This window comes from Mesorhizobium koreense (genome assembly GCF_031656215.1).
In the GTDB taxonomy this organism is placed as follows: domain Bacteria; phylum Pseudomonadota; class Alphaproteobacteria; order Rhizobiales; family Rhizobiaceae; genus Mesorhizobium_L; species Mesorhizobium_L koreense.
Genome location: NZ_CP134228.1, coordinates 458,601 through 477,929, shown reverse-complemented (window position 1 = coordinate 477,929; position 19,329 = coordinate 458,601). Strand labels below are relative to the sequence as shown.

The following is a 19,329-nucleotide window of genomic DNA, read 5'->3' as shown; positions in this document are numbered from 1 at the left end:
CCATACGCTTAGTTTCAAATTGAGAGCGCGTGGAGGCTCTGGATGGGAAAGCCGACGATCATAGAACTGGCCAGGGCCGCGGGCGTTTCGCCGACGACGGTGTCGCATGCCTTCAGTGGGCACAGGCATGTCGAACCCGAAACGAAGGAGCGTATCCTCGCCCTGGCTGCCCGGATGGGCTATCACGCCAATCCGCGCGCGCAACGGTTACGAACCGGCGGAGCCAGCACCATCGCTCTGGCATCGTCGATGCCGTTTGCCGTGGCTGCGGGGCCGTCGAAGCTGGGTTTCCTGATGGAGATCGCGGCGTCCGCGGCTATGACGGCGTTGACGCGCAATCTGGCGCTCTGCCTGGTCCCGCCATTGCAGCCGGATTCCGATCTTGGCGCCATCGAGGTCGACGGCGCGATTGTCGTCGAGCCCGTCGGCGATGATCCGATCATTTCATTTTTCCGGAACCGGGGGACGCCGATCGTTTCCATCGGACGCGTACCGGGGCACCCAGATATCCCCTTCGTAGACATGCAAAGCCAAGCCACTGCGCGCGTCATGCTCGAGCATCTCTGGCAGCCTGGCAGCCGCATCGGCCTGATTACCGGCGAGCAGCGCCGCAATTCCTACCTGGAGACGGAAGCGGCGTATGAAACCTTCGCGCGACAATGCGGCTTCACTCCTTTTTCCGCCTGGATCAACGAAATCGGCGGCGAGGAGGCCGCATACGAGGTCGCCCTGGATTTGTTGGGCCGCCATCAGGATATCGATGCGATCTGCGTGCCTATCGACGCCTTTGCGACGGGCGTTCTGGCCGCCGCGCAATCCCTTGGCAGGGCCATACCCACCGACCTGCGAGTAGCGACGCGTTACGACGGCATGCGTGCCAGGCTGGCGACGCCCAGCCTGACCGCGGTCGACCTGCATCTCGACCAGGTTGCGGAAGCGGCGGTAGAGCTTCTGATCGCGACGATGGAGCATCGAGTTCCCTCCAGGGCGGCAATATCGCCCCCGGGGCTGGTTGTCCGAAATTCGTCCTGAAGTTCAGGATTCCGCCGATAGAGAGCTGAGCCTGGTAAAGGCTTCAACATTGATCCTCGACCTGCTCTTCTCCGGCTGCATGCATTGAGCCTCACCCATGTGCCTTTCGCGCTGGTCGACGACGAAACGGCTTGACGATGCCTGAGGCCATCCGGCTGGTCAGCGCTGCCCGGCACGCGATATCGGCCTCGCCACTTCTCGTAGCGGCACCTCACCTATCAGATGATCGTTGGCTGATCGTTGCGGCCGGAGCCTTTCGCGGCGATTCGGTTTCTTCCAGCATCTTGTCCGCTTCGGCCTGAAGCCGGTCGAGGCATTCGATCAGCGTATCGGCCGCGCCGTCCGGAAGGGTCGCCAGCAACCTGCGCTGGCGCCATTGCGACACGGCAAGGATCTCGTCGTGCTTCTTGCGCCCCTCCTCCGTGAGCGTGAGAAGGATACGGCGCCCGTCCCGCTCGTCGGGGGATCCGGAAACATAGCCTCTTCGCCTCAGACTTTCTGCCGAGAGGCCGACCCATCCCTTGTCGGTGGCGAGCAAGCGGCTGATCTCCCGCGCCGTCGTCGGCTCACCCGAGGCGATGATCGATAGGACGCGCCATTCCGGAAGCGTCAGCCCGAACTCGTCCCGATAACGGCGGCTGGCGTAGAGGCCGAGCGTATTCGACAGCGTCAGCACGCGGGACGACAGGAGATTGATGACAGACGCGTGTTTCTTCATGCCCGGGATTTAGCAGTTGACGGCGCGGTGGATCAAGCCATATAGTAGTGATCACATCTATATTGCATTGGGAGGAATGATGCAACCGGATGTCGTTTGCATCTCCCCCGTGCGGAACGAACTCGGCGAGTCCCTCTATTGGGATATTGGGGCGGAAGTCCTGTATTGGATCGACGCATGGAAGGCGGTTGTCCATGCCTACGAGCCGGCAACCGGTGATATGCGGCAAACGGATTTCGCCGCTGCGCTTGGCGGCCGTCCGATCGGCTCGATCGCCCGCCGCGAGGGCGGCGGAATGATCAGCGGTGTGAGGGGCGGCTTCTACCAGCTGGATCTGGAGACAGGCGAAGCGCGCCTCATCGCCGAGGCGGAAACCGACCGACCCGCCGCCAACAGGTTGAACGACGGCAAGTGCGATCGCGCCGGCCGCTTCTGGTGTGCATCGATAAACACCGATCACCATACCGCGTCGGCAGCGCTGTGGCGCCTCGATGCCGGCAGCGAACCGCTTCTGATGGAGAACGGGCTGATCGGCGGAAACGGCATCGCATGGAGCCCGGACGACCGGTCGATGTATCTTGCCGACACGCTTGCCGGGGTGGTCTGGAAATACGATTTCGACGCCGCGAGCGGCTTGATCGCCAACCGGCGCCCGTTCATTTCGGTCGGCGCCGCCGAGGGCGCTCCGGACGGCGCGACCGTCGATGCGAATGGCTGCTACTGGACAGCGCTCTTTCGCGGCGGCGCCGTAGCGCAGTTCGATCCCGACGGCAGGCTCATGCGTCGCGTCGGTTTGCCGGTATCCAACCCGACCATGTGCGCCTTCGGCGGCCCGGACCTCGACATCCTCTACATCACGTCCGCGACACGCTTTCTCGATGAAACCCAACTTGGCGCGCAACCGCTGTCCGGCCGTGTTCTCGCCATACGCGGACTCGGCGTTCGCGGCCTGCCCGAACCGAAGTTCGACCCATGAGCGGTTGGTCACGGCCGTGCCGATCCGGATGCCGGACCGCCATGAACAGGATGTCGGTCATCATGAGCGACACCATAGGCGGGCGCCGGAAGCGCCCTTTTGAAATCAGGGAGGAAATCATGAAGAGGCTAACGGAAATAATGAAGGGACGGGTCGCTGCCGGCGCGCTGGCCGCCGGCCTGTCGGCCGCATTCGCGTTTTCCACGGCAGCCGTGGCGCAAGCCGCCGACGCTTTGAATGCGACGGTCGGCTATTATCCGGGTGCGCTCATTTCGCTGCCGGCGCTGGTCGCCAAGGACCAGAAATTCTTCGAGAAGGATGGCCTCAAGGTCGAGCTGGTGCCGATCACTACCGGCCCCGCCATGACCTCGGCCGTCGCCAGCGGCAGCGTGACCTTCGTCAACAATTCCTGGGACAATCTTGTCGTCGCCGTCGACAAGGGCCTGCCGGTCCGCGGCGTCGCCGGCTCGACGGCGAAGGTCCCGTTTGCGCTGATCGCCCGCAAGGGCCTCGACCTGCCGCATTTGAAGGATGGCTATCCGGCAGTGCTGAAGGATCTCGTCGGCAAGAAATGGGGCGTGCTGGCGCTCGGCGTCTCCGTCCAGTACCTCGAACAGAAGATCCTGACCGATGCCGGATACAAGGAGAACGACGTCACCTTCCTGGCCGTCGGCCTGCCGAACACGGCGCGGCCCGCCCTGCAGCGCGGCACCGTCGACACCTATCTCAGCATCGAGCCTCTGCCTTCGATCTTCGAGGCAAAGGGAGAAGGCAAGGTCGTCGTGAACCTCGCCGCCGACGAAGGCCCCGAGATGTTCCACAATCTCGGCTACAATGGCTGGTGGGCTTCCACCACCACGATCAAGGGTAAGCCTGAAGTCGTCTCGCGATTCGTCAAGGCGATGGAGGATTCCTATTGCTGGTACAGCGATCCCGCCAATTTCGACCAGGTGGTAGCCATCATGCAGCAATATGCGCCGGTTCCCGAGCTTTCCGCCGATCAATACAAGGCGATGGTGAAACGTCTCATGCCGACCTATGGCCCGGCGATCGACAGCCGGACGATCGACACCTGGGCGCAGCTCGTCGTCGAACAGGGACAGGTCGCCAAGCCGAAGACGCGCGCCGAGGTGATCGACCCGGTCGCGCCCGAAACCTTCTCCTGCGCCAAATGAGCCGCACCTGAATGCTTGCTGACGCAAACAGAAACCTCCCCGGCTCTGATCGGCAATCCGTCGATATCACCGTCGCAGACCTTTCGGTGAATTTCGGCCAGGCCCGCAATGCTCTCTCCGGCGTGAACCTCGACGTGAAGCAAGGCGAGTTCGTCGCGCTGATCGGAGCGAGCGGCTGCGGGAAGACGACGCTGCTCAACGTCGTCGCCGGCCTCGTGCCGGCGGCAAGTGGAGCGGTGCTGGTCAGGAACGAACCGCCCGCAGCGGGCCGGCGTGACATCTGCTACATCCTGGCGCGAGACGCGCTGCTGCCCTGGCGCACCGTCCAGCGGAACGTCGAATACGGACTCGAGGTCTCGGGCGTTCCCCGCGCCGAACGCGAGAGAAGAGCGCTCGCCTATATCGAGAAGGTCGGCCTCCAGAACTACCGGGACTTCTATCCCTCGAGGCTTTCGCAGGGCATGAGGCAGCGCGCCTCGCTTGCCCGCGCCTTCGCCGTTGCCCGCGGCGTCTATCTGATGGACGAGCCGTTCAGCGCGCTTGATTCCCAGACCAAGCTCATGCTTCACGACCAGTTGCTCGACCTCTGGGAAAGCAGCGGCGCGACCGTGGTCTTCGTGACGCATGACATCGGCGAAGCCATCACTCTGGCCGACCGGGTGGTGGTGATGTCAAAGCGGGGGACAGGCGTGGCCGACGAGATCCGCATCGATATTCCGCGACCACGATCGGCAGAGGCCCTGCAGGCGGATTCTCGCTACCACGATTTCTATCGCAGGACATGGACCTCTCTGAAGGCGAGCACAGAATGAGCGATTCCGTCAGCTCGGAAGCAGACCTCGGACAGGCGACCCGCGCATCGGGCGCTGGCTCCGGTTCGGTCTTCGCAGCGCGCGCTCTTTTCCTTGTCGCGTTCCTGGCGCTGTGGGAAGGAGCTGTCGCCTGGGGGTTCGCCGATCCGGCCTTCGTTTCGTCCCCGACAAGCATCGTGAAGGCTCTGTGGAAGCTCATCGCCGACGGCAATCTCCTTCCGAACCTCCTGACGACGCTGATCGAGATCATGATCTCCTTCGTCTTGTCGGTCGTATTCGGGATCGCCTCCGCGCTCATCCTCGACCGCAGCGAATGGCTCAACCGCATCCTCTCCCCCTTCCTTACCGCCATCAACAGCATGCCTCGCATCGCGCTGGGGCCGCTGTTCATCCTCTGGTTCGGCATCGGCATCGCTTCCAAGGTCGTGCTCGCCGTTTCGCTCGGCTACTTCATCATGCTGCTCAGCACGCTCGGCGGCCTGAAGAACGTCGACCGCGACCTTCTCTTGATGTCACGGCTCTTCGGCGCTTCCGAACTCAGGCTGTTCGGCGACGTGCGCCTTCCCTGGGCTCTCCCCAGCATCTTCGCCGGGCTACGCCTGACCCTGATCTATTGCAGCGCCGGCGCGGTAATCGGCGAGATGATCGCCGCCCAGAGCGGGCTCGGCCTGCTGGTGCAATCCTTCAGCGGCCGTTTCGACGTCGCCAGCGTCATGGCGCTCATCCTCGTCGTCGCCTTCCTGGTCATGGCCCTGACTGCATTGATGGATCTCGTCGAGCGGCGCCTGCTCGAATGGAGCAAGGGCAGCACGGACGTTCCCGGATAAATTTGACGGTTGACCGGGCGTCCGGTCTAGGCATATGGTAGTGATCACATCTAATTTCGGGTAAGCGTCGCGATCGGCCTGCCGGTCGCAAACGCCCGTACCGGCCGCATATCGAAGACGGCTCTCTCCATGAAGGACGGGAGCATCGGGAGGGAAGACGATGATCAGCAGACGTACTTTGCTTTATCGGGGATTGGCGGCGGGAGCCGCTTCGCTTGTGATGCCGCGCTTCGTATTCGCCGCATCCGACTGGGACGCGACGCTGGCCAAGGCCGGCAAGGAAGGAAAGGCGAGTTACTATTCGAGCGGCATCGCCAAGACGGAAGAGCCGCTCATGGGCAAGTTCGGTTCTTCCTCCGGCATCTCGATCGATTATTCGCGGCCGGGCGGTGGCGAGATCGTGCTGCGCAAATACGAACAGGAGATTCAGGGCGGCGCCGCCTCGGCCGACATATGCGGCCTGAGCGACTACGCGCTCGGGCTTTATGCGCGGGAAAAGGGCTATACGGCCACGCCCGATCTTCCGAATGTCGCCAAATTGAGCAAGGCGTTCGCCATGACGGATTCCGGTATCTACCCCACCGGGGGCCTGGCGATGGTCATCGTCGTCAACAACAACATGATCCCGAAGGGAGAGGGGCCGACCAAATATTCGGACCTCGTCAACCCGAAATACAAGGGCCAGATCCTCTTCGGCGCGCCCGAGAACGCCGGCACCTCGACACTTTTCGTCAAAGGCATGGTCGAGCAGCATGGCTGGGATTTCGTCAAGGCATTGCGCGCCAACGAGATATCGGAGATGCGGCTACAGGCCGAAGCCATGCAGGCGGTGGCGCGCGGCGAGAAGCCGATCTGCGTCGTCGCGCAGGCCTGGGGCTTCCTCTATCAACTGCAGGGCGCGCCGACGCGCATGGTCTTCCCGGAGGATGGATCTGTGCTGGCGCGCTATTGTCTGTTCATCTCCAACAAGTCGGCGAACCCGGATGCCGCCGCTGTTCTGGCCAACTACCTGCTTTCGGCCGAGTACCAGAAGGCGCTCGCCGAGCAGAACGGCTTCTACGGCTCGAACGGCGACGCCCCGCCGCCTCCCGGCATGCCCGCCGTCGCGGAACTGAAGACCTATTCGCCGAACCTCGCTGAACTCACCGCGAAGCGCGGCGAGATCATCGACACCTGGCGCAAGATCATGGGCTGACCGTGTCGCGGGTCGAAGTCAGCAATCTGGTCAAGAGCTTTGGTTCCGTGCGCGCGGTGGACGAGGTTTCCTTCGTCGTGCCGGAAGGCGGGATCACCACGATGCTCGGCCCGTCGGGTTGTGGCAAGACGACGATCCTGCGCTGCATAGCCGGCCTCGAGACGGCAAGCGCGGGGGACATAGTCATCGGGTCGCGGAGCGTCTCGAGCGGCGGCCGCGATATCGTACCGGTCGAGGCGCGCAATCTCGGCATGGTGTTCCAGTCCTATGCGATCTGGCCGCATATGACGATCGCGCGCAATGTCGCCTACGGGCTGAGGGTGCGTCGCAAACCACGCGAGGAGATCGAACGCCGAGTGCGCTCGGCGCTCGCGCTGGTGCGCCTTTCCGACTATGCCGAGCGCTATCCCGGCCAGCTCTCCGGTGGCCAGATGCAGCGCGTCGTCTTGGCCCGCGCCTTCGCCTACGATCCCGAGCTTCTTCTGCTCGACGAGCCGCTCGCCAATCTCGATGCGCATCTGCGCGAAGAGATGCGCCAGGAACTGAAGCGCATCCAGCGCGAGACCGGGATGACCATGATCGCCGTCACCCACGATCAGTCGGAGGCGCTGGCGCTCTCCGACCAGATCATGGTGATGTCCGACGGCAAGGTGCTCCAGCGGGGACGCCCCGACGAGATATTCCGCCGCCCGGGAACGGCGCAGGTCGCCCGTTTCCTCGGCGCCACCAATGTGCTTTCGGCACGCCGCGTCGACGGTCAGCTGAAGATCGACGGGCTCGGCGCCGTGCCTGGAGCGGCCGACCAGGTCGGCGCGGCAATTGCGGCGCAGGTGCTGTTCCGGCCTTCCGACGTGAGCGTCAGACCGGCCAGTGTCGCGGGCGGCTGGCCGGGAGAAATCGTCTTTTCCCAATATCTCGGGCGCGAAGTGCAATATCTGATCCGCTGCGGCGGCCGCGAGGTCACAGCGGAAGTGCCGAGTCAAAACGACGTCTTCCCGGAGGGCGCCGCCGTCTCGCTCCAGGTCGCGCCCGGCGCGCTCTTTGTCTATCCGGAGGCAGCCTGATGGTCGTAGCGACCGGGGTCGCGCCCCTCGTCACCGGCATTGTGGCGCGGCCAAGCCGGAAGATCGGGTTGCTCCTCGTCTATGCGGCGACCATCGCGGCGTTGCTGGTGCTCACCGTGTCTCCGATGGTCTGGCTCCTGATCGGCAGCCTGAAATTGAAAGGCGGCGGCTACGGGCTGGCCAACTATTTTCAGCTGACCGGCACGTTCTCCTCGCTCACCGTGATGATGAACTCGTGGATCTTCGCCCTCGGCGCGGCTGCGGCGGCTACGGTGACGGGCGTTGTGCTTGCCGTGCTGGTGGCGCGCACCGATGTTCCCTTCAAACGCCTCGCCCGTCTCTCGGCGATCCTCGCTTTCGTTTCGCCGCCGTGGTTGACGGCGATGGCCTATGTCTACATCGCCAGTCCCAATACCGGCTTCGCCAACCAGATCCTCGACCGCATCGTAGGCGTGAAGCCCTTCGACGTGCAGTCGATGACGGGGATGATCTTCGTTACCGCGCTCTTCCTCTACGCCTTCGTCTTCCTGACGGTGGAAGCGGCGCTGACCTCGGTCGATGGCAGTTTCGAGGAAGCCGCCCGCGTCGCCGGCGCCCGGCCGTTTATGGTGGTGCGCACCGTCACGCTACCGCTGGTGACGCCGGCGATAGTCTCGTCGGCGGCTTTTTCGATCATCATTTCCTGGGGTCTCTTCGCCGTACCGGCCATCCTCGGCATGCCGGCGCGTATCTATGTCTTTTCGACCCAGCTCTATTTGTACCTCTCCTCCTTCCCGCCGCGCCTCGAACTCGCGGCGGCGATGGGCGTCACCTTCGTGGTGATCGCGATGGCGGTCGGCCTCCTGATATGGGCGGCGCGACGCCGGCGTCGCTATGGCGACAATTTCGCGGTGGTGGTCGGCAAGGGTGCGCGGGCGGCGGCCGTGCCGCTCCGCCGCTGGAGACCGGTAGCCGGCATATTCGTCCTGCTCCTTATGATCCTGTCCGTCGTCGGCCCCTATCTTGTCGTGCTGTGGATGTCGCTCAACACGAATTGGTTCGGCCAGGGCGGGCTGAGCGACCTTTCGCTGGCCAATTTCCGCTACGTGATCTTCGAATATTTCGCTTTCCGGCAGGTCACCGGCAACAGCCTGAAAGTGGCGGCGATGGAGGTCGTCATCGTGCTTCTGGTGGCGACCGCCGTCAGCTATCTCATGCGCCGTACGACGCTGCCCGGTCGGGCGCTGGTGCAGGGAGCGGCGATGTACACGCTGCTCGTGCCCTCGGTCGCCTTCGTGACCGCCGTCATGTGGGCGTGGGTCGGCTCGCCGATCGGGCTCTATGGCGGCCTTGTCCTGATCGCTATGACGCAGGCCGCGCGCACACTGCCGATCGCCACCCGGAATATCGGCGACGGCTTCGGCCAGATCGATCGCGCTCTGGAGGAAGCTGCAAGCGTCTGTGGCGCCGGTCGTCTGCGGACCATGGCGACCGTCACGTTGCCGCTCCTGAGGCCTGTGCTGATAGCCGCCTTCACGGTCGTGTTCCTGTCGGGGCTTCGCGACCTCAACACGCCGCTTTTCCTGGGCGGCGGCTCGACGAAATCCACGACGATGTCGGTCCTCATCTTCCAGTTCTGGTCGGAGGCGCGCATCGGCGAGGCTGCCGCGCTCACGATAGTGCTGCTCGCCCTTACCTTCGCGGTCTTTCTCTCATTCTCGCGCGCCTTCGGCCGCGGATATTGAGGAAGCTGTCATGAAACTTCGAAGAAGGCCGAAACAATATACGGAGAATGGGCATGAGACTTCCGCTTGAGGGCATTCGTGTCCTCGACCTTTCTTCCATTATCGCCGCGCCGGTGGCGGCGACGACGCTCGGCGATTTCGGTGCCGAAGTGATCAAGGTCGAGGACCCGGCCGAGGGCGACTTCATGCGGCGCAGCGCTCCGACGCCCGGCGGCCGCTCGCTGCAATGGGTGCAGGATGCGCGCAACAAGACCTCGATCACACTCGACCTCAGGAAGGAGGAGGCGCGCGCGATCGTGCATCGCCTGCTGCCGCATTTCGACGTCCTGGTGACGAATTTCCGTCCGCCGACCCTGCGCAAATGGGGTTTCGACCCCGACACGGTCCGCAGTCGATATCCAAGCCTGATAGCGCTCTATGTCACCGGATACGGTCTGACCGGTCCCTACGCCGACCGTGGCGCGTTCGACCGGGTGGCGAGTGCTTTCTCCGGCCTCACCTATGTCAGCGGCGATTCCGATCGACCGCCGGTACGGACCGGCTACGCCGTGATCGACTATATGGGCGCCTATGCGGGCGCGTTCGGCGTGGTCGCGGCGCTATACGACCGCGACCATCGCGGCGGCTCCGGCCAGATCATCGATCTCGCGCTCTATGAACCCGGGTTCCGAGCTTCGGAGGACGCGATGCTCGTCTATTCCGCCACCGGCAAGGTCCGCGAGCGGGTAGGTAACGTCAACCCGAAAGTGGTGCCTGCGGCCGACTACGATACAGCCGACGGCAGGCGTGTCTCGATCCACGCCGGCACCGATACTTTGCTGCGACGGTTGGCCAGGGTGATCGGCCGGCCCGGCCTGGTCGACGAGCCCGAATTTGCCGATTTCGCCTCACGCGTCGCCAATCAGGAGAGGCTCTACGCGATCATCGCCGAATGGGTGGGGAAGACGACACTGGCCGACACGATGACGGCGCTTGTCGCGGCCGATATTCCGGCATCGCCGCTGATGAGCGTCGCAGACATCGCCGCCGATCCGCATTTCCGGGAGCGCGGTACGCTGATAGACGTCGAGGATGAGGAATACGGCCATCTCACCATGGCCGCTCCAATTCCGCGCATGAGCGAGACGCCGGGGAAGGTACGCTCGCTCGGACCGGCCCTCGGATCGGGCAATCAGGCGATCTTGGGAGGCATGCTCGGAATGGACAAGGCCGAGATCGAGGCGTTGCGAAAGGCAGGAATCATCTGATCGGATGACGGACGGCTCCACGTCGTCGATACGAGAAACGATCCGGACGGCCTGCAGCGATATTGCAAGGGTAACGGTCAATTCGACTTTCGTCGAAGCTTCGGGTACCGAGGCCGCTATCAGGAACGCGGTTCCATCTCGATTTCCAGCAGCGGCAGTAACGCGAAGACCCGATGGTCGGGTCAGCCCTTCGCGGCTGCAAGCGCGTTGTAGCGGGCGTTGCGTATGTGCTTTCGCATCGCCTCTTCGCTGCGGTCCGGATCGCGGCTCTGCAGTGCGGAAAGAATTTCGTGATGTTCGCGCAACGCGGCCTGGGCACGACCGGGCCGCGCGCTGGATTTGAGGCGGTGGAGGCGAAGCTGGTAGTAGACCTCGTTAAGCAGGAGCCGCTCGATCTGTGGGCACCGCGCCGCACGTGCGATCACGAAATGAAAATCCTCGTCCGGTGATTTCTGCATATAGACCTCACCGGCAGCGAGGGCCGGTTGTTGAGCATGGCGGTCGAGAAGGCTCCGCAACTCATCGAGATCGTCATGGCCGATGTGTTCGGCAGCCAGTCGTGCGGCCATGCCTTCCAACGCTTCCCGCACGCGAAAAAGCTGCTCCAATTCCTCACGACCGAAATCGACGACGCGAACGCCGAGCCGCGGCGTACGCCTGACAAGACGGCCCTCCAGTTGGCCAAGCGCCTCGCGCAGCGGACCGCGGCTGATTCCGAGCTGTCGCGCCAGTTGGGATTCCGACAGCTTCTGGCCAGGCTCGAATTCCCCCGAGGTGATCGCCTCGATCACCTTGCCGAAAGCCTCCCTGGCCAATGACGTGCTGGCTATTGGCGTGACCATCGCTGCTCCTGCATGCTCCGGCTCTTCATATGCCCGGATTCGAGGGAAAAGCCAAATCTTTCGAGTTGTCAACAGATAGCAGAAAGTTTTTATCTAGATAAATCAATATGATATAGACGATACGCCTTCTGGGCTGGTCAGAATCGCCGTCGATAATGGCTCTCATTTGAAAACTGTTGACAGTTCTTTGTCGACTGTTAGAGTGCGCCAAGCTGGGAGCCGATGGCCTGAGCGTCGCATGGGATGGCGGTTGAATGACGTTGAGAAAGCAGTTCAGGGCGATAGTCGACCAACGCAAGGCGACAACCGTTCCCGGCGCTGCAAATGCGATGTTCGCGCGCGTGATCGAGGATCTGGGCTTTCAGGCGGTCTACGCGACCGGTGCGGGCATTGCCAACATGCATTTGGGCGCTCCCGACATCGGGCTGACTACCCTGACCGAACTCGAAAGCGCGGTGGCCGGCATGGCGGATGCGGTTTCGATCCCGATCATTGTCGACGCCGATACCGGATTCGGGAATGCGCTCAACATGAGCCGCACCGTGCGTCGTCTCGAACGCGCCGGCGCTGCCGCCATCCAGATCGAGGACCAGGTTTTTCCCAAGAAATGCGGCCATTTCTCCGGCAAGGAAGTCGTGCCGACCGAGGAGATGGTGCAGAAGATCAAGGCTGCCGCCGATGCGCGGCATGATCAGGATCTCCAGATCATCGCCCGAACGGATTCGCGCGCTATCGAGGGCCTGGATCGCGCGCTCGATCGTGCTCGTGCCTTTATCGAGGCGGGTGCGGACATGACATTCGTCGAAGCGCCGACCGATGTCGGGGAACTGGCGCGTATCGGGAGCGAACTGCCCGTCCCGCAGGTCGCCAACATCGTGTTCGGTGGCCGCACGCCGGACCCGGGTCGCGAGAAGCTGGCGGAAATGGGCTTCTCGATCGTCCTCTATGCCAATGCTGTTTTGCAGGCGGCTCTCAAGGCTTCGTACGACGTGCTTGGAGCGCTCAAGGCGGACGGATCTCTTGCTTCGGTCGCCGGCCGTCTCGCCAGCTTTGAAGAGAGGCAACGCGCGGTCGCCAAATATGAGTGGGACGCGCTCGAAGAACGCTATCGCGTCTCGAAATAGAGGACCATCGTGATGACCCGTCCCTGGGACAAGATCATATCGGAAGAAGAGCAGCGTGCCTACAATGCGGCAGGGTTCGGGCGCAGTAGCGGTCTCGGGCGCCGGCCCGCGCTCCTTATCATCGATGTGCAGTATCGAACCGTCGGTACAAGGCCGATGCCGTTCTGGCGGGCCATCGAGGAGTTCCCCACGTCCTGCGGAGAGATCGGCTGGACTGCCGTAGGCAATATTGCCAAATTACTCGATCTGTTTCGGGCTCGTGGCTGGCCGGTCCTTTATCCGTATGTCTCGCCGAAGGAGGCCTACGATGCCGGGCGTCTCGCCGACAAGGTTCCGGCCCTGATGGGCGTGGCCGCCAAGGGCTATGAATTCGTCGCCGAGGTGGCGCCGAGGGACAAGGACGTCCTGCTTCCCAAGAAGCACCCGAGCGCGTTCTTCGGCACCCCCTTGGCAAGTTATCTTATCGACCTGGGCGCGGATACGATCGTCGTCACGGGCTGCACGACCAGCGGTTGCGTGCGCGGCAGCGTCGTCGACGGATTCGCCTACAACTTCCGGATGCTCGTACCCGAGGACGCTGTCTATGACCGCTCGGCGACGTCGCATGCCGTCAATCTCTTCGACATGGCGTCGAAATACGCCGACGTCATGAACACCGAAGACGCCGTCACCGCACTGAAAGCAATCGATTGACCACTGAACTCGGGAGGATTTGAAAATGGGAAACGTGAAGACAATTCTTGGCCGGCTTGGCGCCGCGCTGGCACTTTCGGCCGGCCTTGCGCTTGCCGCGGGCCCCGCGAACGCGCAGGAAAAGACGCCGCTTCAGTTCGGTCTCGCCATGCCGTTGTCAGGCAGCCAGGCGCTCTACGGCAAAGACCAGGTCCAGGCCGCACAATGGGCGGTGAAGGATATCAACGACAAGGGCGGCGTCGACGGTCATCCCCTGAAAATGACGGTTCTTGATACCCAGGCGGATCCTCAACTCGGTATCCAGGCGGCCAACAAGCTGATTGCGGTCGAACACGTGCCTGTCTTCATTTCGGCTTGGTCGTCCGTCGTCAAGGCGATCGCGCCGGTGGCGAACGACGCCAAGGTGGTGCAGCTTTCGGTCGGCGCCAATTCACCCGATATCGCCCGGCTTGGAGACTATACCTACACGACATTCCCGCTTGCCGACGTCGACATCCGCGCGCTTGCCAAATACGAGGCGACGGATCTCGGCAAGAAGCGTGCCGCGGTCCTCTACATCAACAACGAGACGGGCACGGTCGCGGCCAAGGTCTACAAGGATGTTTTCACCGAGAATGGCGGCGAGGTCGTGGACTATGCGGGGTATGATCCGAATGCGTCGGATTGGACCGGCTTGCTGCTAAAGGTCCGGGCGGCCAATCCCGATGTCGTCCACATCCAAGGCCTGGTTGCCGACACGCCGCAGATCGTGGCCCAGATGCGCCAGCTCGGCCTCAACATGACGGTGTCGTCCTACTCCGCCATCTACAACCAGCGTTTCCTGGAACAACTGGGCTCGGCCGCCGAGGGCATCATCGCAACCTCGCTGGCGCCAGGCCTGGGCGAGCCCGCGGTCGCCGATTATGTCCAGCGGTGGAACAAGGAGATCGGCCGCGTGCCGAACGGTCTTCCCTACACGGAATATCTCTATGACGCTCCGTACCTGATCAAGGACGTATTCGCCGCCCTGCTGAAGAAGAACGAAAAGCTGACCGGCGAGAATTTCCGTCAGGCGATGCTCGACGTGGGAACTTTCAAGCTACCCCTGACGGGCACGACGACCATCAGCTCCGACCATACGGTCAACAAGCCCGTCTACCTCGTTCAGGTGAAGGACGGCAAATGGCAGCAGATCGCCGAGGTAAAATAGATCAGCACAATGTCGGCGGCTTCGGCCGCCGACTTATCCGGAGCCGGCCATGCTGACGCCCACCATCATAGCCCAGATCCTTTGGACGTCGCTTGCGACATCATCCTATTATGTCCTTTTCTCACTCGCATTCTCGCTCGTTCTCAAGATAAACGGTGCTTTCAATTTCGCTCAGGCGGCGATGATGACGGCGGCTTTCTATGCCGCCTATACGCTTGTCGGCATTTTGCACTTGCCCGGTTGGGTCGGTTTTCTCGGCGCGATCGCTGGAAGCGTTGTGCTTGCAGTCCTGACCGAACTTCTCGGATTCCGGCTGCTTCGCCGTCGCCGTGCCGAGCAACTCTTCGTCTTCATCTTCACCCTGATCCTGTCGGAATTCGTCGCGTTCCTTGCCATGCTGATTTTCGGCTCATTTCCCACCACTATCTTTTCTTCCCTTGTCTGGCCGGTCACGCTTGTCGGCCCCGTTGCCGTCAGCGGCTGGGACGTGCCCGCGCTCGCCTCGACGGTTGCGGCGGTGGCAGCCGTCTTCCTGCTGTTGCGCTTTACAAAGATCGGCCAGGCGATGACCGCCGTTTCCGACAACGCCGAACTCGCCGAACTCTATGGCATCAGACAGGCGCGCACTTTCCTGGCCGCCATGATCGCCGCCGCTCTGCTCGTAGGCCTCGGAATGTTCCTTTACGGCTCGCGCGCGCAAGTGCAGCCGAACACCGCCATCGACCTGATGATCTTCGCGATCGCCGCCACGATCATGGGCGGGATCGGCAATCTGGCCGGAACGGTCGTCATGGCCGTCGTCCTCGGCATTATCCAGAACGGCAGCGTACTTTTCATTCCCTCGCAATGGCAAGGTTTCCTGCTCTATGCCTTCCTCTTCGCGGCGATCATCTTCCTTCCGAACGGCATCCGTCTGCCGGAGCGGTACAAGATGTCGCGCCGTATCTCTACGGATGCCGTCGCCATCCAGCACAAGCCGGAGGCCTGACGTTGGATTATCTCTACACGGTCATAATCCTCGTCAGCCTTTATGTCGTGCTGTCGACGAGCTTCAATCTTGTGATCGGCTATGGCGGGCTCATCTCGATCGCTCATCCGATCTTCTATGCCATTGGCGCCTATGGTTCGGCGCTGCTTGCCAGGGATTTGGGCGTTCCGGTCATTCTTGCTCTCTTCGCGGGCGCGGCAATCGCAGCAGCCGCGTCCGTCATCCTTGCGCTTCCATCGCTGCGCGTCTCCGGCGACTATCTTCTGATTGCCAGTATCGGATTCCAGTTGGGCGTGCTGGAAATCGTCAAGAACGTTTCCTGGATGGGTGGTGCGGGCGGGCTATCCGATATTCCCGGCATTCTTCCGCCCGGCACTTCGAAGCTCGTCTTCACCATCGTGGCTGTGGTCGTGGCACTACTGGCGACGTGGTTTATCCGCCGGATCGCGCACGGTCCCTTTGGGCGCGCCCTGAGCGCCATGCGCGACGACGAACTCGCTTTTGCCGCGCTTGGCCGCAACGCTATGCTTATCAAAGTCAGCGCCTTCGCGCTCGGGAGCGCATTGGCGGGCTTTGCCGGCGCGCTCTATGCGCACTATTTCCGCTTCGTCACGCCGGAGCAATTCGGCATCTTCGCGTCGGCGGCCATGCTGACGATGGTTGTCGTCGGAGGGCTGCGCTCCACCTGGGGCCCTGTCGTCGGCGCCGTTCTGCTGCAGGCCCTGCCCCAGTTGATCACCTTCCTCGATCTGCCGACACGGTGGCTCGGCCCGCTGCAGGGGCTGCTTTTCACCGGACTGGTGCTCGTCTTCATGGTCGTCCGTCCGCAGGGTTTGATTCCCGCGGCCCCGGTATGGTCGGCCAGGCCGGAGAAGCCTCATGGCTAATGTCGTCGAGACTATCGGCCTCAAGAAAGCGTTCGGCGGGATTGTCGTCGCCGACGACATCAATCTTCAGCTTGCCTCTGGTCAGGTCGTCGGGCTGATTGGCCCCAACGGCGCCGGAAAGACGTCGCTTTTCAACCTGATGTCCGGTGTCGTCGCCCCCGACGCCGGTTCGGTGCTGCTCGATGGCAAACCGCTTGACGGCTGCAAGATGCATGCCCGCGCGCGGCGTGGCCTCAGCCGTACATGGCAGAACCTTCGTCTGTTTCCATCGTTGTCGGTGATCGACAACCTCATGGTCGCAGTCAGGGACTACAAGGGCGAAAAGCTGACGAACGTCCTTTTCGCGCCACGCGCGCTTGCAAGGTCGGAACGAGAGCATAGAGACAAGGCCCGGCAGGTGCTGGACGATACCGGGTTGGCGGCATTTGCCGACAAGGCGGCTGCTGATCTCACCTTCGGACAGAAGAAGCTTGTCGGCGTCGCCAGGGCGCTGATGAACGATGCGCGCTGTCTGTTGCTCGACGAGCCGATGGCAGGCGTCGAGGGCCAAGCCTACGAGATCATGCAGAAGGTCGTGCGCAAGGTGGCCGCGTCCGGCGTCGCCATCTGCGTGGTCGAGCACAACGTCGCCTTCATCCGCGATCTCTGTGACGAAGGCGTCTTCATGTTTGGCGGCAGGATCCTGGCGCGGGGAGAGGTTGCGACGCTGATCTCCGACCCGCATCTCACGGAACTCTATTTCGGGACCTAGGCCGATGCTGGCGATCAATCGAGTGACGGCAGGATATGGCGGCCTTACGGCGATCGAGGATATATCCTTGTCGCTGGAAGACGGTGCGCGCTTCGGCGTGTTCGGTCACAATGGCGCGGGCAAGACGACGCTTCTGCGCACTACGATTGGTGCGCACCAGCCAATTTCGGGCTCCGTCGAATTCAACGACGAGTTGATCCGGCCGGGAAATGTCGCCGAGACGGTCCGTCGCGGCCTTGCCTTCGTCCCCCAAGGCCACAATGTTTTTCCGACACTGACCGTCGAACGAAACCTTCATATCTCCGGGTTGTTCTTCGACACGAGCTTCATCGGCGAGGTCTACAAGCTTTTCCCGGTTCTCGACGAGCGGCGCAAGCAACGTGCCGGCACCATGTCCGGCGGCGAACAGCAGATGCTTGCGCTCGGCATGGCGATGATGACGCAGCCGAAATGGCTGCTTCTCGATGAACCCTCCACCGGCCTCGCGCCCGTCATCGTGCGCAACGTCATGGGTCAACTCGCGCTGATCAGCAAGGCGTTCGGGACCGGGCTCATCATCGTCGAGCAGAACGTGCCGGCCACGCTGAAGATCATCGACGGCGCAATGATCCTGAAAGCAGGCAGAAGCGTCTTTCAAGGCAGCGCAGCGGAGTTGCGCGATAAACCGGATCTCTGGGAATGGTTCTGATGAAGCCTGTCGTCGACGAAGTTCAGCGCTCCGCCTGCGCCGAGGCAACGACGCAATTGTTCGAATGGGCAAGCGGCGCCGTGCACGGAGAATTGCCTGCAGCCATGCAGCGCCGGGCGGCGTTGATCCTTGCCGACGATGTCGCAGCCATGGCTGCCGCCTCCGGCGAACCGCAGGTAAAGGAAACCCTGTTGCGTCTGGTCCGCACATCGACAGGACCTGAAGCGACCGTATTTGCGCCCGGCATCGGTCGCCTCGATCGTACCTCCGCGGCGGTCGCCAACGGCATGGCCGCGACATGGTGCGAACTCGACGAAGGCCTGCGCTCCGTTCCATGTCATGCTGGCGCCTATATTTTGCCGGCACTGCTCGCCGAAAGCGAGGCACGGAACCTGACGCTTGCCGCCATGCTTGCGCGGCTTGCTGTCGCCTACGAGGTCGTTGCCCGCATCGCCACTGCATTTCCGTTCTCCTCGATGCGGGTTCATCCGCATGCGGCGTTCGCGACGATCGGCGCCGCGTGCGGTGCGGCGCTGGCGCGCAATGCCGATCCGAAGCTGCTCGGCGCGGCGGTTACGGGCGCAGCAAGCATGACATTTGCGGGACCTTATGCGCACGCGATCGACGGAGCGCTGATACGCAATGCCTGGACATCGGCAGGGGCCTGGATCGGTCTGCAATCCGTCGATTGGGCAGAAGCCGGCATCGCTGGCGTGGCGCACGGCATGTATGACGCTTTTGTCTCCTGTCTTGGCGCCGACTACGTACCCGACGCACTGACGCGGGATCTCGGAACGGCATGGGTGGCCGGCGAGGGGTACCATAAGGTCTTCGCCTGCTGCCAATACGCCCACTCTGCGATCGAGGCGACGCTGGAGCTCAGGAACAGGCTTTCCGCCGAAGGTCGATCGCCCGATGATCTTCGCGGAATCCATGTGGAGACACACCCGCGCGGCGAAACGCTGACGACGGTCGAGCCGGCAACTGTTCTCGCCGCCAAATTCTCGATGCCCCATGCGCTCGCTGCCTCGGCGCTTCTGGGAACCGGCGGGCAGGAGGCTTTTGCCGCGAAAACGCTCGATGATCCGCGCATCACCGCCCTCCGCCGACAGGTGACGCTTGCGCCGCACCCGGATATCCGGCCCTGGCCGAACGATCGGCCGGCGCGCGTCCATTGGCGTTTTGCCGACGGCGAGGTCTGGTCGGCCGAACGAGCCAGTGCGAGGGGCGGCGCGGACCGGCCTTTCGACGAGGAGACACTGATAGCGAAAATCGAGACCAATGCCTTGGTCGTGCCTGGACTGTCGGAATTGCTTGTTTGCATAGCGCGCGACAGCGACGCGCTAGCCGGGAAAAGCTGGTCGCGATTGATCGAAGAACATCTGCGGGAGCGCTGA

General features: G+C 62.8%; 19 protein-coding genes. 17 read left to right on the top strand and 2 right to left on the bottom strand.

The features are described from left to right. Nucleotides 1–42: 42 nt before the first annotated feature. Nucleotides 43–1,032, top strand: coding sequence for a LacI family DNA-binding transcriptional regulator (locus tag RBH77_RS02180; protein WP_311030519.1), 990 nt, complete (start codon nt 43–45; stop codon nt 1,030–1,032). Between the two features lie 211 nt (nt 1,033–1,243). Here the strand turns inward: RBH77_RS02180 and RBH77_RS02175 are convergent, their stop codons facing one another. Further along, nucleotides 1,244–1,750: a MarR family winged helix-turn-helix transcriptional regulator gene (locus RBH77_RS02175; protein ID WP_311030518.1), complete on the bottom strand. Its 507-nt coding sequence runs from the start codon at nt 1,748–1,750 to the stop codon at nt 1,244–1,246. Nucleotides 1,751–1,829: 79 nt separating this feature from the next. On the opposite strand from RBH77_RS02175, the gene RBH77_RS02170 reads away from it, so the two are divergent. The 8 genes from RBH77_RS02170 to RBH77_RS02135 all read left to right on the top strand — a co-directional run bounded on the left by RBH77_RS02170 (nt 1,830) and on the right by RBH77_RS02135 (nt 10,770). Continuing rightward, on the top strand, nt 1,830–2,726 hold the full coding sequence (locus tag RBH77_RS02170; RefSeq protein WP_311030517.1) for an SMP-30/gluconolactonase/LRE family protein: 897 nt from the start codon (nt 1,830–1,832) through the stop codon (nt 2,724–2,726). Nucleotides 2,727–2,845: 119 nt separating this feature from the next. Next, entirely contained in the window at nt 2,846–3,901 is a 1,056-nt protein-coding gene (locus RBH77_RS02165; protein WP_311030516.1) for an ABC transporter substrate-binding protein, read from the top strand. 11 nt (nt 3,902–3,912) lie between these two features. After that, nucleotides 3,913–4,713 carry an ABC transporter ATP-binding protein gene (locus tag RBH77_RS02160; protein ID WP_311030515.1) on the top strand — a complete coding sequence of 267 codons (801 nt, stop codon included), beginning with the start codon at nt 3,913–3,915 and terminating at the stop codon, nt 4,711–4,713. Then, complete coding sequence (locus RBH77_RS02155) at nt 4,710–5,540, top strand: ABC transporter permease (protein WP_311030514.1); 831 nt, start codon at nt 4,710–4,712, stop codon at nt 5,538–5,540. Before RBH77_RS02160 ends, RBH77_RS02155 begins: the two co-directional genes overlap by 4 nt. A 160-nt stretch (nt 5,541–5,700) precedes the next feature. Further along, nucleotides 5,701–6,735 (top strand): ABC transporter substrate-binding protein, encoded by a 1,035-nt coding sequence (locus RBH77_RS02150; protein WP_311030513.1) that lies wholly within the window; start codon nt 5,701–5,703, stop codon nt 6,733–6,735. Between the two features lie 2 nt (nt 6,736–6,737). Continuing rightward, entirely contained in the window at nt 6,738–7,799 is a 1,062-nt protein-coding gene (locus tag RBH77_RS02145; RefSeq protein ID WP_311030512.1) for an ABC transporter ATP-binding protein, read from the top strand. Further along, the gene (locus tag RBH77_RS02140) at nt 7,799–9,523 is read left to right on the top strand and encodes an ABC transporter permease (protein WP_311030511.1); all 1,725 of its coding nucleotides are present in this window, start codon (nt 7,799–7,801) and stop codon (nt 9,521–9,523) included. The genes RBH77_RS02145 and RBH77_RS02140 overlap by 1 nt, the downstream gene beginning before the upstream one ends. Before the next feature lie 53 nt (nt 9,524–9,576). Beyond that, nucleotides 9,577–10,770, top strand: coding sequence for a CaiB/BaiF CoA transferase family protein (locus RBH77_RS02135; protein ID WP_311030510.1), 1,194 nt, complete (start codon nt 9,577–9,579; stop codon nt 10,768–10,770). 182 nt (nt 10,771–10,952) lie between these two features. On the opposite strand, the gene RBH77_RS02130 is transcribed toward RBH77_RS02135, so the two are convergent. Further along, nucleotides 10,953–11,612 carry a GntR family transcriptional regulator gene (locus RBH77_RS02130; RefSeq protein WP_311030509.1) on the bottom strand — a complete coding sequence of 220 codons (660 nt, stop codon included), beginning with the start codon at nt 11,610–11,612 and terminating at the stop codon, nt 10,953–10,955. A gap of 254 nt (nt 11,613–11,866) precedes the next feature. Between RBH77_RS02130 and RBH77_RS02125 the strand changes: the two genes are divergently transcribed. The 8 genes from RBH77_RS02125 to RBH77_RS02090 are packed head-to-tail and all read left to right on the top strand — an operon-like array spanning nt 11,867 to nt 19,329. Next, nucleotides 11,867–12,736 carry an isocitrate lyase/PEP mutase family protein gene (locus tag RBH77_RS02125; protein WP_311030508.1) on the top strand — a complete coding sequence of 290 codons (870 nt, stop codon included), beginning with the start codon at nt 11,867–11,869 and terminating at the stop codon, nt 12,734–12,736. Nucleotides 12,737–12,748: 12 nt separating this feature from the next. After that, nucleotides 12,749–13,429 (top strand): isochorismatase family protein, encoded by a 681-nt coding sequence (locus tag RBH77_RS02120; RefSeq protein WP_311030507.1) that lies wholly within the window; start codon nt 12,749–12,751, stop codon nt 13,427–13,429. Nucleotides 13,430–13,454: 25 nt separating this feature from the next. Beyond that, nucleotides 13,455–14,618 carry an ABC transporter substrate-binding protein gene (locus RBH77_RS02115; RefSeq protein WP_311030506.1) on the top strand — a complete coding sequence of 388 codons (1,164 nt, stop codon included), beginning with the start codon at nt 13,455–13,457 and terminating at the stop codon, nt 14,616–14,618. A 49-nt stretch (nt 14,619–14,667) separates the two neighbouring features. Next, nucleotides 14,668–15,606 (top strand): branched-chain amino acid ABC transporter permease, encoded by a 939-nt coding sequence (locus RBH77_RS02110; protein ID WP_311030505.1) that lies wholly within the window; start codon nt 14,668–14,670, stop codon nt 15,604–15,606. Between the two features lie 2 nt (nt 15,607–15,608). Further along, a complete protein-coding gene (locus RBH77_RS02105; protein WP_311030504.1) occupies nt 15,609–16,493 on the top strand; it encodes a branched-chain amino acid ABC transporter permease in 885 nt (294 codons plus the stop codon). Next, on the top strand, nt 16,486–17,244 hold the full coding sequence (locus tag RBH77_RS02100; RefSeq protein ID WP_311030503.1) for an ABC transporter ATP-binding protein: 759 nt from the start codon (nt 16,486–16,488) through the stop codon (nt 17,242–17,244). The genes RBH77_RS02105 and RBH77_RS02100 overlap by 8 nt, the downstream gene beginning before the upstream one ends. Nucleotides 17,245–17,248: 4 nt before the next feature. After that, a complete protein-coding gene (locus RBH77_RS02095; RefSeq protein WP_311030502.1) occupies nt 17,249–17,932 on the top strand; it encodes an ABC transporter ATP-binding protein in 684 nt (227 codons plus the stop codon). Further along, nucleotides 17,932–19,329: an MmgE/PrpD family protein gene (locus tag RBH77_RS02090; protein WP_311030501.1), complete on the top strand. Its 1,398-nt coding sequence runs from the start codon at nt 17,932–17,934 to the stop codon at nt 19,327–19,329. Before RBH77_RS02095 ends, RBH77_RS02090 begins: the two co-directional genes overlap by 1 nt.